Source organism: Sporomusa sp. GT1 (assembly GCF_014634905.1).
Lineage (GTDB): Bacteria > Bacillota > Negativicutes > Sporomusales > Sporomusaceae > Sporomusa > Sporomusa sphaeroides.
In genome coordinates, this window is record NZ_BMBX01000007.1 from 1 (window position 1) to 14,587 (window position 14,587).

Below are 14,587 nucleotides of genomic sequence, written 5' to 3' on the forward strand. Positions count from 1 at the left end.
TCTCAATCAGTATACAACTATATTTTAACATATTTGTAATTTCATATAATTTTTAAATGCACTTTTCACACAGTCTGACAGGTTCCTTGTCCCACCCGCTGCCCAGCCCTACATTTCTTTTGCCGGAACCGGTCCCCGTGAAAGTGCGATTTTACCGGTTCTGACAATCTCAATGATACCGAAGTCCAGCAGCACCTCGCAAAAAGCGTCGATTTTGCTTTCTTCACCGGTAAGCTCGATCGCCATTGTTTCCCGGTTGATATCAATAATCTTGGCCCGGAAGATTTCTACGACATTGACTAAATCAGAACGGTTGGTTTTGCTGGCTTTTACCTTAATAAGCGCCAATTCCCGCTCAATGGACTCAACATAGGTAAGGTTGACGATTTTGATAACATCCACCAGTTTTGACAGTTGATTGACTACCTGCTCCAGCTCGACCTCATTTTCCGCTTCCACACTAATCGTAATCCGGGTTGTATCCGGCTCCTCGGTGTAACCGGCGGCAATACTTTCAATGTTAAATGCCCGCCGGCTAATCAGGCCGGCTATATGGGTCAGAACACCCGGCCTATTTTCAACTAATACAGCCAAAGTATATTTCATCTTTTTATCCTCCCAACAGCATTTGATCCAGGCGCCCACCCGGCGGAACCATCGGCAGTACATCTTCCACAGGCGGTACCAGCACTTCGAGCAATACAGGCCCTGGCATCCGCAGCATTTCTTCCAGGGCGAAAGCTAATTCTTCCGGTTCACTAACCCTTAAGCCCCTAATCCCCATGGCGTCAGCCAGCTTCACCAGGTCGGTACGTCCCTTGAAGCTGGAGTGAGAGTAACGCTGTCCATAGAACATCCGCTGCCATTGACTGATCATGCCTAATACCTGATTGTTCAGTACAACAATCTTGATTGGCAGTCCATGGTCTGCGACGGTGGCCAGTTCCTGGCAATTCATCATGATACTGCCATCACCGGTAAAGAGCACCACCTGCTTATCAGGCATGCTCAACTGAGCACCGACGGCTGCCGGCAAACCATAGCCCATCGTACCTAAACCACCTGAAGTCAGCAGCGAACGCTCCCGCGGGAAATTGTAAAATTGCGCCGTCCACATCTGATGCTGCCCGACATCGGTCACTACAATAGTATTCTCCTGGGTCAGCCGACTTACCTGTTCAATAACGGCCTGCGGCATGATATTTTTACTAGCCTGAGTATAGGTTAACGGCTTAGTATGTTTCCACTCCTGTACAAGCTGAGTCCATTCGGCAATGTCGCTTTGCCATTCCTGTGGACTGCGCCTTGCCGCCTTGTCGCAGAGCAGCGGCAGCGACCAGCGAAGATCTCCGACTACACGCAGCTCGGCGCGTACATTTTTATTTACTTCAGCCGGATCAATATCAAGATGCACAATCCTGGCCTGCGGCGCAAAGTCTTTAACCAGACTGGTTACCCGGTCATCAAATCTAACGCCGATTCCCAGCAGGAGATCGCACTCCATCGTAGCCATGTTGGCGGCATAAGTACCATGCATCCCCACCATGCCCAAATGCTGCGGCGAATCGGCCGGAATACAGCCAAGTCCCATCAGGCTGGAAATCACCGGGAAGCCTGTTAACCCGGCAAACTTGCGCAGCTGCTGCGCCGTATCAGAAAGAGTGACACCACCGCCGACAAAAATTACCGGTTTCCGGGCTGCTGCCAATGCTTCCACAACCAGTTCAACATCTGCCGCGTCACCGTCAAACAACGGACGGTAACCCCTGAGGTTCACCGTCTCCGGGTACACGAAATCCAGGGTAGCGTTAAATACATCCCGGGAAATATCGACAACAACCGGTCCCGGCCGTCCGGTGCGGGCAATGTAAAAAGCTTCTTTCATGACCCTTGGCAAATCCTGCACTTTTTTAACTAAATAATTATGTTTAGTCACCGGTGTCGTAATACCACAGACATCGGCTTCCTGAAAAGCATCTTTGCCGATTACCGGTACTCCGACCTGGCCGGTAATCGCCACCAACGGGACAGAATCCATATACGCGGTGGCAATTCCGGTTATCAGATTGGTTGCCCCCGGGCCTGATGTTGCAATACAAACTCCGGTTTTTCCTGTTGCGCGTGCATACCCGTCGGCAGCATGAGCCGCCCCTTGTTCATGACGGGTTAAAACATGGGGAAAGTTGGCTTTGAACAATGCATCATACAGTGTCAGCACACAGCCTCCCGGATAGCCGAATACCATCTCCACGCCTTCGGCCTTCAAACATTCAATAACAGCTTCCGCCCCTAACATTTTCAATTCAATTACCTCCTTCTGTCACTTTACCCTAATTAAAATTACTAATTGAAAACATAAAAATCTCCATCCCTTTCACAAGGGACGGAGATTAATCCGCGATACCACCCAATTTACTATGGTATTACCCATAGCCGCTCATAGGTACGGAGTATAAACTCGATACCTCGCCGCAGTAACGGGCGGCAATTTCTCCCGAAGAGAACCCGGCGCAGCCTACTAAACCTTCAGCCCGCAACTCGCGGATGATTTTCATTATATTCGCTACTGCTGGCTCACACCATTTCCAGCTCGCTGTAAGTACCGGGATATAACTACTCTTCCGTTCATCGTCATTGGTTTATAGTATTATACATACATGATACAAAAAGATCCATTCCGTGTCAACATTATTCTTTATAAGCATCATCAAGTTTTACACTTGTCAGCATTTTATTGCTAAATTGCTATTATATATTTTCATCCTCATCCTTCCCGCGAATTGCAGCTTAGGCCAAAACCTGGCTGAACCGGATACAAAAAGTCGTTCCCCCGCTGCCTGATTCAACCTGTATTCGCGCCTGATGCCGTTCCACAATACTGTAGCAAACAGCCAACCCCAGACCGGTGCCATTCTCCTTGGTCGTTATAAACGGCATGCCCAAATTTTTCAGCACTTTAGGATCAATGCCTGAGCCCTGGTCGCTGACCTTTAAAATAACACTTCCCTGTTCCTCACAGGTACTTATTGTCAGCGTGCCGCCGCTTGTCATCGCCTCTAAGCCGTTACGGGCAAGGTTTAAAATCAGCTGCCGTATTTCTTTGGCGTCAAGTTCCAAATCGGGAATCTCGCCAAGCTCCAGCCGCAAACGTCTATTTGTCATTAGTGCATCTGCCCTAATCAGCGGTGTGATAGCATCAATTATACCGTTTAAGTTCATTGTGTTTAATTTAATAGTTTTATTTCTGGCCAAAGATAAAAACTCAGTAATAATTTCATTGGCGCGGTCCAATTCCTCAATCATCAAATCATAGAAAGACTGGCGCTCACCGTCGCGCTCTTTTTTTCTCAGCAATTGTAAAAATCCACGTACGGTTGTCATCGGATTACGCACTTCATGCGCAATTGCAGCAGCAATTTCCCCTATGATATTTAAGCGGTCCAGACGAAGCATTTCCTTTTCCATAAGCCTTTTATGCGTAACATTGCGCAATACGCACAGCACAGTCTCAACGGTTTGGCTGTCATTGTATTCCGGTATAATATGTGCATAAAAATACTCAGTTTCACCATTTTTGTTAAGCAGCTCGATTTCCAAAGATCCATCCTTTGCTTTTCCATCAACAATATTTCTTACCGTACTGGCAAACAGGCTTGAAAATCCACAATCCTGGATATGCCTGCCGATAAGCCAGCGTGACGGCATACCTGTATAATTTCCCAACACCGGATTGGCATACACAACATTACTATTCTTCGACAGCCTGAATATAATATCTTGCGCATTTTCCACCAGGGTCTTAAATTCCCGCTCACGCTTTTTAATTTCCAGGTTTTGCTCTACGACTTTATCTGTATTTTTTTTTAACACATGTATCATTTTATTAAACGTATTAGCCAGCACACTGAATTCATCATTGGCCCGGATGGAAATCGGCACATAGCTGGAGCCGTCGGTGATAGCCTGCGCCCCATTGATTAAATAACGAATCGGCTCGATCACCTTTTTTTGCGCCAGTAAATAAATAAACAGCAACACACACAGCATAACGGCACAATAAATGTATAGTATCGGATATAGCCGGTCGCCGACACGTTTGCTTAAGGCAAATTTGTCAAAAACGGCTACCACCTTCCAGCCGGTATTGGGAAGTACATCAACATAGAGGAGTTCTCCATTACCGGTTTCGGCTTCCCGGCCCGCAAAATTCCCCTGCCTGTCCAGATACATTAATTCCGGAACATTCAGTTCGTACGAAGTCTGCAGCAGCCATTCCGGGTGTTTGGGACAGGCAATTATTTTACCCTGCTGAGAAAGAACTACTATATAACCATTTTCCCCTATGTCTATTTTTTCTATTTCCTGCTGTAAAGTCCGCAAACTCCAGCTAAATTCCACTACCCCGGCTATCTCATTATCCTGCTCGACGGTGTGAACAACCGAAACAGCGTATTCCCCGTCAGGCTGCAAATGAGGCTCGGTTATATAAGGCCGCCCCCGGTTCATGACTGCCTGCCGATACCAGTCCCGCTTGCGAGGGTCAAACTCCGGTTTTGCCAAAAAATCCGGATATCTGATATAACCGTCGGTATTTGTCACCAATGCGATATGTAAACTTTCACGATAAACCTGATCGGCTACCATTATATGCTGGTACTCCTCCGGTGCCAGTTGTGAAGAATCTGCTATAATACGCCTGCCAATAGCACCAAAAAGCTGTACTGTCCGTTCGTCTTTAGCAAATGAGCTTATCAGATGATTGGCAGGTTGAAGCTGATTATTAACACTCGCAGCTACCCGCTCCATCGCATCAAATGCAGTTTTTTCAAAATCCTGTCTGGTTTCATCGGCAACCATCATCTGAACATACAAACAGCCTAAAATAAAAGGGATGGTGCAAGCTAAAAAGACCCCAAACATGAACAGACCTTTAATAGACGGCTTCCGCAAAGCTATCTCCCCCTAAATGCCGAACTTTCCCCCCTCTTTGTCTTCTCCAATTTATGGTAAAAACCTTTTTTGTTTAGAAAGATACGGCATTAAAGCGCCAGCGGCGCTGCATTATAGAATAACCCGTGCCGGAGCTTGTGGTGCATTGGGTAAAGAAAAGATCGCTAACCTTGTGCTCAAGGAAAAGCGATCTTTTTCACTGCCGGATTATTTCTATCTTTACACGCAAGACGAGCGAACAGTCCCTGCCAGGCCTTACACCCTACGGGATAAAAGAGGTAAATTTGCCCTGCCTGTACCAAATGCAAACATAATTATTTAGGCCCAATTAGATATAAAATCAGCACTGTAATTCCAAGCGTGCCAACGCCAAAAATAAAATATGGTATGATATCCAAAACGATATCAAGAAACATATGCATCTGGGTACGAAATCTTGACTCAGGCATGATACCTCTCCTTTCAGCAGCGACTACGTTAAAATCTTAGCACCATTTTAACACATCCCCACCCTATACGGAACCATATTTGACATAAGTTGTCATAATTTAGCCATTTTTCTCGCTGTTTATTGTTATTCACTCCGGTTCACCGTTAACCAGAGTTGTCATCTGCACTGTCAGCACCATATACCACAACGCGAAACCGGGACGCCCACAGGAATATGCCGCCAGTCTTGCTATTTTTTTCATTGTCATACTTTTGTCAAATTATTGTTATATAGTACTAGTAAAACCATATTAAGGAGATGAGTTTCATGAGAAAAATTGCCTGTTTAGTTGTACTTACCTGCTTTCTGGTCACTTTGTCCGGAACAGCGTTTGCCTGGAGCGACCGTTCCGCAGGCCGCCCCTATCAAAGTTTTCTCGCTCCCCCCAGCCTGGCCATCTGGCATGAGCGAAATGACGAATTCCATGTAAAATCAGCAAACTTACGCGGCCAGCATGTATTTTCCGGTGAAATTCGAACAGATGGGCGTTTTTACGATATTAATGAAAAAAGCATGGGAAATGGCGATTTCATCAAACTGGATCGTAACCGTAAATCCATCCGTTTTCGCTTAACCGGCCGCGGCTTTGACGAGTTTAGCTTCAAAGTACGCAAGGGAGATACCCTCAAGTTTGATCTCAAGCGAGACGGCCGTGACATGCCGAACCAGCAAATCCTTATTGGCAAAAAAGGCTGGCATCCCAGAGATAATCGCTTTACCTTAAAATAACAAAGCTGCCGGTAGCCTCTTCACAGGAACATCTCAAGCCGGCTTTGAATATGGAGTAAAAATACAGAGGTTGCCCATCCCCAGGATGAACAGCCTCTGTATTTTGCTGCCAAATCGCGCTTTAGTTTCCCGGATTGCGGTTGCCGGACACTGCCTTCTTCGAATCCATGCCAAGCACCGGAAAGTTCCAGCCATATTTAATGCAGCAAAGCCGCAAGCCTGTAGTAATACAAAAACTGAGATACATAGGAATATTGCCGGTATAGTACTGCTGGGAATAATAAAAAGCAACAGCTCCCACAATGGTAGTTATTGCGTAAACCTCCTGGCGAAATACATGCGGAATTTCCTGGACAAATACGTCCCGCAGCACACCACCGCCAATGCCGGTGATTACGGCAACGGTTGTGACAATCCACAGTGAATCCAGGTTATGCTGAACGGCAAGATTAGCGCTGGTGGCCGTAAAGGCACCCAGTCCGATAGCGTCAAATACCTTGATGGTATGTTTAAATCGCTCCAGCCAGCGATAAGTAAAAAAAACGCCAATGGTAGCCAAAGTACTAATCATGAAAAAAGTAGGGTCCCGGAAGGTTAACGGCGGTGTATTACCAATAATAACATCCCGCATGATCCCGCCGCCAATCGCTGTCGTTATGGCCAATACCAATACGCCGAAGACATCCAGACGTTTATGAATCCCGGTCAACGCGCCGGAGACAGCAAATGCTATGATTCCCGTAATCTCAAATATCGTCCACGCCATTTGTTCAGCCTCTTCCTCAGTCTTTTACAAATAATCGCTTGCTACCCAACCTAACTAATTCTACCATATGCCGATTAAAAATTCGCTATAGAATATAAAAGAAGTATTTTTCAGAAAAGTCCATGCCGTGTAAACAAACAACCCGCTGATTTTAGTCAGCGGGTTGTTGCACTTAGAACTTATAAGTGACTGTGGTGCGGAAGGAGGTGTAATCGGCGTTAGTACTGATGGCTTTCATATCTTTATAGAACAAGTTCAGGGTTGTGTCTGCATCAATCTTATGGGAGAAACCATAGTACATACCTTTACCGCCATTGTCATAGGTAGTCATACCGTCTAGGATATCAGTATTGCCTTCTACACGGCTGTAGGCAGTAAATAAGGAATTTTTCTTATCCAGATCATAGCTTGCACCGAGCGCATAGCCTTTGTTATTAGAGTCGGCATCCGATTTGCCGTATTCACCGAAGTAGGTTGCCTTGCCTGCCGTATAGGCAGCATTTATGCCATAGTGGGTGGAATCGTCACCCGCAGTACGGTCTGTAACCCCAGCCACGGTGGCGCCCAGTTTCCAGTCTTTTGCCGGACTGTAGGAAGCATCAACAGCATAAACCTTCGCCTCGTCGCCATCCATCCAAGCCTGGCCGGCTACGAAAGTGAGGTTGGTGACACCGGTTTTACCTCTGGCAGTAAGACCGTCAATGGCACCCATGTTTTTACCCATATAACCGGTGGAATCCATCAACAGACCCTGGCCTAAGAATAAGTCCTGGCGGCCAAGCGTATAATCAAAGTCTTTGCCCTTGAGAATAAGGCCGATGCGATCCAAACTTGTAGCATGGTCATCATGGTAATGCTTTTGATCAAAGTCGGCGCCGACGTTATCGCCCGAGAGATGCTGGGTAGTCAAACGGGTGTAGAACGTAAGGTTTTTAGCCACTTCCGAAGCAGCGTTCAGGCGGAACCAAAGTTTGCCGCCGTCAGTGTCGTCTTTACCCTCTTCAGTATTCCAGCGGTAGTGAAGCTTTACATCACCGTTGAATTGGAACTCGGGAAACGAGGCAGCTGCGGCCGTGCCGGCGCTTAACAGCATTACGGCAGCAAGAGATGTGGCAACAGTTTTTTTCATTGGGATACTCCTCCTTCAATACTTTTAAAAACTAAAATAAAGTCCCTGATACGAAAGCTTGTCCCAACATGCTGCAAAAAAATTCCGGGTTCCATTGGCAGCTGGTTTTTTACTTTGTCTTTTTTACCCAGCCAGTTGTCCATTTACTACGCTTTATTACTTACATATAGTAATTGAATGCTGTAACACTGTCAATACTCTCTTACAGGTATTGTCCCTGGAAAATACTACAATTCTTTTTTCCGCCACCTTGCATATGATGTACCGGGGGATTTATATGCTCACAGATTGTGCTCTCGGCATAGGTTCCTTGCTTATTAGTCCCATCTGTACAGTAATACTAATATGGTTGCTATGCAGACTCTGTTAATCGCACTTTTAGAGCTTCCGGTAATCCTTGCTAATTACCTTATTGACAGCAACAAAAATGCCAAGCCTTGTCTTTCGACCGGCTTGGCATTTTGTTGATTTACCGGATTCCTGGGTTAACCTTCAGCAACTATCCTTTCTAATCCCTGTTTAAGCGCAAACGTCAGTTGACTGAACCATGACGCTATACTGATCTGCTTAGGGACAAGGGGACAGGCCCCTTGTCCCAATCTAGACTCTATTAATCACACTTTTAGAGATTCCGGTCATTCTTGCTAATTGCCTTATCGTAGTCCCTGCTATTGTTTTCATCTGCCGTAGTGTTTCATCGCGCTGTTCTTTCGGCAGTTGCTGTAACTGACTAATACTTGCAATTCCCATGGTATTTAAACATTCCATTACGGCTGTATCTGATGCAACTACTTTTTCTGCATAATCCAAGCACTCATCTGTGTTATTTTCACTGGTATAATCCTTAAATAGCGCTACCGCCTTTGTTCTGTCTGTTGAAAAAACATCTAAAGCAAAGTCTATATCCGTAATACCCGAACCTTTGACGTAATCTTGATAACTGCTCCATAAATACTTTCTTATCTGCTTGGTAATCCCCGCTTTTAACGGGTTTTGGTGAATATATCGCAAAACTACCAGAAAATACTCTTCCGTTTCCACCGCTTCACTCTTGAAGCGTTCTTGAAATAAGTGTCCACATCGTTCATATTTCTGATTGTACCAATACACATAACTGCTGCTTATCCGCTTTATTGCTTGCGATACTGATTCCGCCTGCTCCTTCATTAGCAAATGTATGTGATTATCCAGCAAACAAAACCCATATAACAAATAGCCGCTCTTATTTTTATAAAAATCAAGTGTTTCTAAAAATCTTTTTCGATCTTCTTCGTCCTCAAAGATATTTTGTTTATTAATTCCCCTGAGCACTAGATGATATATTCCACTTTCACTTTTCACTCTAGCTTGTCTTGGCATACAATCACCTCAAAGCTAGTATAGCATTTTTTTCCATGTGGGACAAGGAACCTGTCCCCTTGTCCCACGAGAAAACGCTGACCGGAGTCAGCGTTTTCTTGTGGAGCTTAGAATTTGTAAGTAACGGTGGTACGGAGGGAGGTGTACGCATTGCCGGCGTCGTCACCGCTGATATATTTCATATCTTTGTAGAACAGGTCTAAGGTTGTGTCGGCTTTAAGTTTGTGGGAGAAGCCGTAGTACATGCCTTTGCCGTTGTTGTCATAGGTTGTTGTATTGGGAATAAGATCAGCATTGCCTTCCACCCGGTTGTAGATGGCAAATACGGAGTTTTTCTTGTCAAAACCGTAGCTTATGCCAAGCGCATAGCCTTTATCCTGAGAGTCGGCATCTGATTTGCCGTATTCACCGAAATAGGTTGCCTTGCCTGCCGTGTAGGCGGCATTTATGCCGTAATGTGTGGAATCTTCGCCCGCGTCACGGTCTGTAACCCCTGCCACAGTGGCGCCCAGTTTCCAGTCTTTTGCCGGGCTGTAGGAAGCATCAACAGCATAAACCTTCGCCTCGTCGCCATCCATCCAAGCCTGGCCGGCTACGAAGGTAAGGTTGGTGACACCGGCTTTACCGGTGGCAGTAAGGCCGTCAATAGCCCCCCTGTTAGTACCCAAATAACCGGTGGAGTCCATCAGCAGGCCCTGGCCTAAGAATACATCCTGACGGCCAAGGGTATAGTCAAAGTTTTTACCTTTGAGAATGAAACCGATGCGATCCAGGGTTGTGGCATGGTCGGCATGATAATGGTCCTGATCAAAGTCGGCGCCGATGTTATCGCCACTAAGATGCTGGGTGGTCAAACGAGTGTAGAAAGTGAGATTTTTAGCCACTTCTGAAGCAGCATTCAAGCGGAACCAGAATTTGCCGCCTTCGGTATCGGGTCCACCATCGGCAGTTTGCCAGCGGTAGTGAAGCTTCACATCACCATTGAATTTGAACTCGGGAAACGAGGCAGCCGTGGCTGTGCCGGCGCTTAACAGCATCACGGCAGCGAGGGATGTGGCAACAGTTTTTTTCATTAAAGTACTCCTCCTTCAATAAATCCTAAAAGTTGTCTTGTATTTGTGCCTCTCGAAATATATAATCCCCTGCCGGCTTTCAGCAAGATTGCGTCAAAAACAGCGCTACTCCTGGCAGAGAGCTTTAGGGGATTATATACCGTTCAACTCGAATAATGCTTTAGTTGCTTTAAATAATAAACCGTTCAGCCTCAGTTTTCAGCATGTTTGCTTTTGCCAGCAATGCATCTGCCTGGGTAGCTATCTCTGCCAGTCTGCTTTGCTGTTCATTAGTCGCTGCCGCCACCTCTTCTGTCGAGGCAGCACTTTCCTCAGAGACAGCCGCGATATCGGTAATTAGGTTCCCCACCTGCAAAGCTTCGGCGTTTATCGCCTGGGTGCCTGACGCTACTTGCTGAATTCTTGTTGCCATATTCGCTATAGCATGTTTAATATCATTAAATTGTTCTGTCAGGTGCGCCACAGCCTGTTCCTGCTCAGTAACAGTAGTTTCCGTCATGCCGATTTCCTTTACCGCCCGGTCGGTCCCAAGCTGGATTTCCCGGATTAAATCGGCAATTTGCCGGCTGGAAGCAGCCGATTGCTCGGCCAGCTTGCGCACTTCTTCAGCTACCACGGCAAAACCGCGCCCTTGCTCACCAGCTCTGGCAGCCTCAATGGCCGCGTTCAAGGCTAATAGATTTGTCTGTCCGGCAATACTTGTTATCACTTCCACGATTTGCCCTATCTTCTGGGAGTTATCTGCGAGTTCGGCAATAGCTTGCCCTACGCCGGTAGTCGCCGCCTTACTCCTGTGCATTAATTCCATCTGGTTGGCAACATCCTGGTAGCCTTTCCCGACAAAATCCTCCACTTTTGCTGCCATACTGGCTGATTCGGCAGCAGCTTCCGTCACCAGGGTTATGGCCTTGTTCACTTTTTCAACTAGCAGCGCACCTTGCTGTACCGACTCGGAGTGGGTACCTGCGCCGGCAGCCAGGTCATCAACAGTAATTGCGATTTGCTCGGCAATATCGGTGGCTTTCCGGGCCGATACCTGCATATCGCTAGCTGTCGTATCCACTGTATGGGCTAATGAATTGATCTCCCTGATTAGTGTCCGCAAACTCATGCCCATCTGGTTAAAGGCCGCAGCCACTACAGCTATTTCATCTTTGCCGGCAACTTCCATGGTGACAGTAAGATTGCCGGTGGCGAATTTCCTGGCATTTTCAGCAAGCCCATTCAGCGCCCTGGTAAACTTGCCGGCAATGAAAAACGCCACCACTGCAACTAAAAAGACTGCTGCAATATTTACCATGATAATTTTTGTCCGGAGCTGGGATAACTCGGCGTACGCTTCCGCCTCTGACACGGTAATACCCATCACCCAGCCGGTAGAGGGCATCTTTTTGTAGAGCATGATTCTGGAAACATCATTCTCCCTGTAGGTTTCGATACCATAATCCTGCACCAGCATATTGGCTGCCAGTTTAGAAAATGCCGGTAACTCTGACAGCTTTCCGGACAGCAATTCCTTATCAGGGTGAGCCAGCAGGACACCGTTGCTATCGACAATAAAACCGTAGCCCTTGCCATGCAGGTTAACGTTTTTAGCAATGTTGGACAAGGTAACCAAGTGAATGTCCTGTCCTAATACACCGCGAATGTTCCCGTTCTCATCCCTCAACTGTATTGCGGCCGAGACGACATAGTCTTTTAAATAATCATCAATATAAGGTTCACTATAGATTGGCGCTTGTGTCTCCAGGGCTTGCTTATACCAGCCGCGGGTTCGCGGATCATAACCGGCCGACGGGGTTTCCCCTTTACTATTGATAAACCGGCCGTCGCTAAGACCTATATAGGAAATCCTTATATCCTTATCAGCCTCAGCCGCCTGAAGGTAACTAACCGGAATCTCGCCGACGGCAACTGTCCTGCCAATCAGATTGGCTGTGTTTTCCAAGACCTTGGTCTTTTTACTCAGCCAGCTGTCAATTGCCTGTACTTCATTACTTACAATGGCGCTCATCTCTGATTCGATACTGTTAACAACCGTGTGCCGGGTATAGTAGTAAGCCGGCAGCGAGACAGTCAGTACCACCATTGCCGTTATTACTGAAAATAGTATGATTAGTTTTTCCCTTATCTTCATCGAGAGGAACCTCCCAGGATTCTAAACAGCCTCAGTCTACTTATCCTTGGTATCGGATTGTTCACTATCCTTATTTAATGCGCTGTGCGAACGTCCGTACAGGAAGTAGATGGCTATACCAATGAGACTCCAGACTACAAACCGGATCCAGGTGCCTGTCGCCAGGTTAATCATGATATAGAGGCAAAAGAGGATGGCGCAAACAGCAACAAAGGTAAGTGAAGGGCAGCGAAAAGGACGTTCGGCGTCAGGCTTGGTTTTACGCAGCACCATAACACCAATCATCGCAATTATGAACGCAAACAGGGTGCCAATGCTGCACATTTCAGCCACAACATGAATGGGGGTAAAGCCGGAGATAAGAGCAACAGCTACGCCGACAATGATGGTGATAATATGAGGCGTACCGTACTTAGGATGGACTTTGCAAACTTTGGACGGAATCAGACCATCCCGGGACATGGCAAAAAAGGCACGGGTCTGAGCATAGATCATAACCAGCAGCACGGTGGACAGCCCGGCAATGGCACCGGTTCCCACAAGCGCCGAGCCAAAATTATAACCAATGCTTCTTAATACATAAGAAACAGGTTCGGCCGTATTCAGCTGGCTATAGGGGACAACACCTGTCATGATGGCTGTAACCGTGATATATAAGACGGTGCAAACAGCTAACGAACCGATGATGCCTATTGGCATATCGCGGCTGGGGTTATGAGTTTCTTCAGCTGCCGTGGCAATAGAGTCCACACCAAGATAGGCAAAAAAGATGAATGCTGCTCCGGCAGATACACCGGCCCAGCCATACGGCAAAAACGGTTCCCAATTGGCGGCATTGACTTTTGGCCCGGCCAGGAAGATGAACAGGAAGATGGCGGCAAGCTTAATAGCAACCAAAATACGGTTGGCATTGGCACTTTCCCGGACACCCTTTACCAAGAGAAACGTCAGGAATAAAGTAATGAGGACAGCAGGAAGGTTGACGATACCGCCGTCGGCAGGTACTGCTGTCAGGGCCTTGGGTACTTCAATGCCTGTGGTCTTTAGGATGCCGACAGTATAGGCCGACCAGCCGCCGGCTACGGCACTGGCGCCGACAGAGTATTCCAGAATGAGATTCCAGCCAACCAGCCAGGCGATAAACTCGCCCAGCGACGTATAGGTATACGTATAGGCACTGCCGGCAATCGGCACCATCGAGGCCAGCTCCGAATACGCGAGACAAACAAAGGCGCAGGTAATACCTGCCAATACAAACGAAAGCATAAGACCGGGACCTGCGTATTTGGCTGCTGCCACCCCTGTAAGCACAAAGATGCCTGTGCCAATAATAACCCCAATGCCAAGCATAATAATATCTATGGCAGTTAATGATTTACGAAGCGAGTGCTTGCTTGCCTCCTGTTTTAACAATTCAATACTCTTAGTACGAAAGATGCTCATCAATTATCTCCCCCTTGTTTTTCTTACCGGGTATAAGAAGTTCAATTTTCCAGGATGGCGATAGCCTCGACTTCAACCAGAACGTCTTTCGGCAATTTTGCTACCTGCACGCAGGCACGCGCCGGATAGTCTTTGGTAAAAACACCGGCGTACACTTCGTTGACAATTTGAAAATCCGCTAAATCCTTCAAAAACACCGTGGTTTTGACAACAGCATGTACATCTGTGCCGCTGGCTTTGAGAATGGCCAGCAGATTGGCTAACGACTGCAGTGCTTGCTCTTTAGCGCCTCCGGCAACTACTTCCCCGGTACCGGGATCTACCGGCAGCTGGCCTGAGATAAAGAGCAGGTTGTGAGCGGCAATGGCCTGAGAATAAGGACCGATAGCGGCAGGTGCGTCATGGGTATGAATCACTTTTTTGTGCATAGACATTCCTCCATTTTATTGAAAATTAAATATTGTGTGTTAATTCGCATCAGAAAAATAGGCCGAATAAGTAACGACAGCTT

At 46.9% G+C, this 14,587-nt stretch carries 12 protein-coding genes and 1 other annotated feature; of the genes, 2 read left to right on the top strand and 10 right to left on the bottom strand.

Annotated features, from left to right (window positions below):
* Positions 1-108 precede the first annotated feature (108 nt).
* The 3 genes from ilvN to GT1_RS10325 all read right to left on the bottom strand — a co-directional run bounded on the left by ilvN (position 109) and on the right by GT1_RS10325 (position 4,950).
* The gene (gene ilvN / locus GT1_RS10315) at positions 109-606 is read right to left on the bottom strand and encodes an acetolactate synthase small subunit (protein ID WP_075757952.1); all 498 of its coding nucleotides are present in this window, start codon (positions 604-606) and stop codon (positions 109-111) included.
* Positions 607-610: 4 nt separating this feature from the next.
* Positions 611-2,302, bottom strand: coding sequence for a biosynthetic-type acetolactate synthase large subunit (gene ilvB / locus GT1_RS10320; RefSeq protein ID WP_075757953.1), 1,692 nt, complete (start codon positions 2,300-2,302; stop codon positions 611-613).
* Between the two features lie 74 nt (positions 2,303-2,376).
* Positions 2,377-2,638 (bottom strand) — a binding site (T-box leader).
* A gap of 149 nt (positions 2,639-2,787) precedes the next feature.
* Entirely contained in the window at positions 2,788-4,950 is a 2,163-nt protein-coding gene (locus GT1_RS10325) for an ATP-binding protein (protein WP_188398637.1), read from the bottom strand.
* A 16-nt stretch (positions 4,951-4,966) separates the two neighbouring features.
* Here GT1_RS10325 and GT1_RS10330 point away from each other — a divergent pair, with 16 nt between their 5' ends.
* Together GT1_RS10330 and GT1_RS10335 are read left to right on the top strand one after the other, a co-directional pair.
* A complete protein-coding gene (locus GT1_RS10330) occupies positions 4,967-5,272 on the top strand; it encodes a hypothetical protein (RefSeq protein ID WP_188398638.1) in 306 nt (101 codons plus the stop codon).
* Between the two features lie 435 nt (positions 5,273-5,707).
* Entirely contained in the window at positions 5,708-6,169 is a 462-nt protein-coding gene (locus GT1_RS10335) for a hypothetical protein (RefSeq protein WP_075757956.1), read from the top strand.
* A gap of 121 nt (positions 6,170-6,290) precedes the next feature.
* Here the strand turns inward: GT1_RS10335 and GT1_RS10340 are convergent, their stop codons facing one another.
* The 7 genes from GT1_RS10340 to GT1_RS10370 form a co-directional block, all read right to left on the bottom strand.
* On the bottom strand, positions 6,291-6,935 hold the full coding sequence (locus GT1_RS10340; RefSeq protein ID WP_075757957.1) for a trimeric intracellular cation channel family protein: 645 nt from the start codon (positions 6,933-6,935) through the stop codon (positions 6,291-6,293).
* 172 nt (positions 6,936-7,107) lie between these two features.
* Positions 7,108-8,064: a porin gene (locus GT1_RS10345; protein WP_188398639.1), complete on the bottom strand. Its 957-nt coding sequence runs from the start codon at positions 8,062-8,064 to the stop codon at positions 7,108-7,110.
* A gap of 600 nt (positions 8,065-8,664) precedes the next feature.
* Positions 8,665-9,423, bottom strand: coding sequence for a transposase (locus GT1_RS10350; RefSeq protein WP_188398640.1), 759 nt, complete (start codon positions 9,421-9,423; stop codon positions 8,665-8,667).
* A gap of 107 nt (positions 9,424-9,530) precedes the next feature.
* Complete coding sequence (locus GT1_RS10355; RefSeq protein ID WP_188398641.1) at positions 9,531-10,496, bottom strand: hypothetical protein; 966 nt, start codon at positions 10,494-10,496, stop codon at positions 9,531-9,533.
* A 169-nt stretch (positions 10,497-10,665) separates the two neighbouring features.
* Positions 10,666-12,633, bottom strand: a complete 1,968-nt coding sequence (locus GT1_RS10360) for a methyl-accepting chemotaxis protein (RefSeq protein WP_188398642.1) — start codon at positions 12,631-12,633, stop codon at positions 10,666-10,668.
* 36 nt (positions 12,634-12,669) lie between these two features.
* Entirely contained in the window at positions 12,670-14,076 is a 1,407-nt protein-coding gene (locus GT1_RS10365; RefSeq protein ID WP_188398643.1) for an amino acid permease, read from the bottom strand.
* Between the two features lie 41 nt (positions 14,077-14,117).
* Positions 14,118-14,504: a RidA family protein gene (locus GT1_RS10370; protein WP_188398644.1), complete on the bottom strand. Its 387-nt coding sequence runs from the start codon at positions 14,502-14,504 to the stop codon at positions 14,118-14,120.
* Positions 14,505-14,587 lie beyond the last annotated feature (83 nt).

Bases quoted from the DNA above. Each gene is read 5' to 3' on its own strand.
- GT1_RS10335 (WP_075757956.1), top strand. From the start codon at position 5,708: ATGAGAAAAATTGCCTGTTTAGTTGTACTTACCTGCTTTCTGGTCACT.
- GT1_RS10330 (WP_188398638.1), top strand. From the start codon at position 4,967: ATGCCGAACTTTCCCCCCTCTTTGTCTTCTCCAATTTATGGTAAAAAC.
- GT1_RS10340 (WP_075757957.1), bottom strand. From the start codon at position 6,935: ATGGCGTGGACGATATTTGAGATTACGGGAATCATAGCATTTGCTGTC.
- GT1_RS10345 (WP_188398639.1), bottom strand. From the start codon at position 8,064: ATGAAAAAAACTGTTGCCACATCTCTTGCTGCCGTAATGCTGTTAAGC.
- GT1_RS10365 (WP_188398643.1), bottom strand. From the start codon at position 14,076: ATGAGCATCTTTCGTACTAAGAGTATTGAATTGTTAAAACAGGAGGCA.
- GT1_RS10350 (WP_188398640.1), bottom strand. From the start codon at position 9,423: ATGCCAAGACAAGCTAGAGTGAAAAGTGAAAGTGGAATATATCATCTA.
- GT1_RS10355 (WP_188398641.1), bottom strand. From the start codon at position 10,496: ATGAAAAAAACTGTTGCCACATCCCTCGCTGCCGTGATGCTGTTAAGC.
- GT1_RS10370 (WP_188398644.1), bottom strand. From the start codon at position 14,504: ATGCACAAAAAAGTGATTCATACCCATGACGCACCTGCCGCTATCGGT.
- ilvN (WP_075757952.1), bottom strand. From the start codon at position 606: ATGAAATATACTTTGGCTGTATTAGTTGAAAATAGGCCGGGTGTTCTG.
- GT1_RS10360 (WP_188398642.1), bottom strand. From the start codon at position 12,633: ATGAAGATAAGGGAAAAACTAATCATACTATTTTCAGTAATAACGGCA.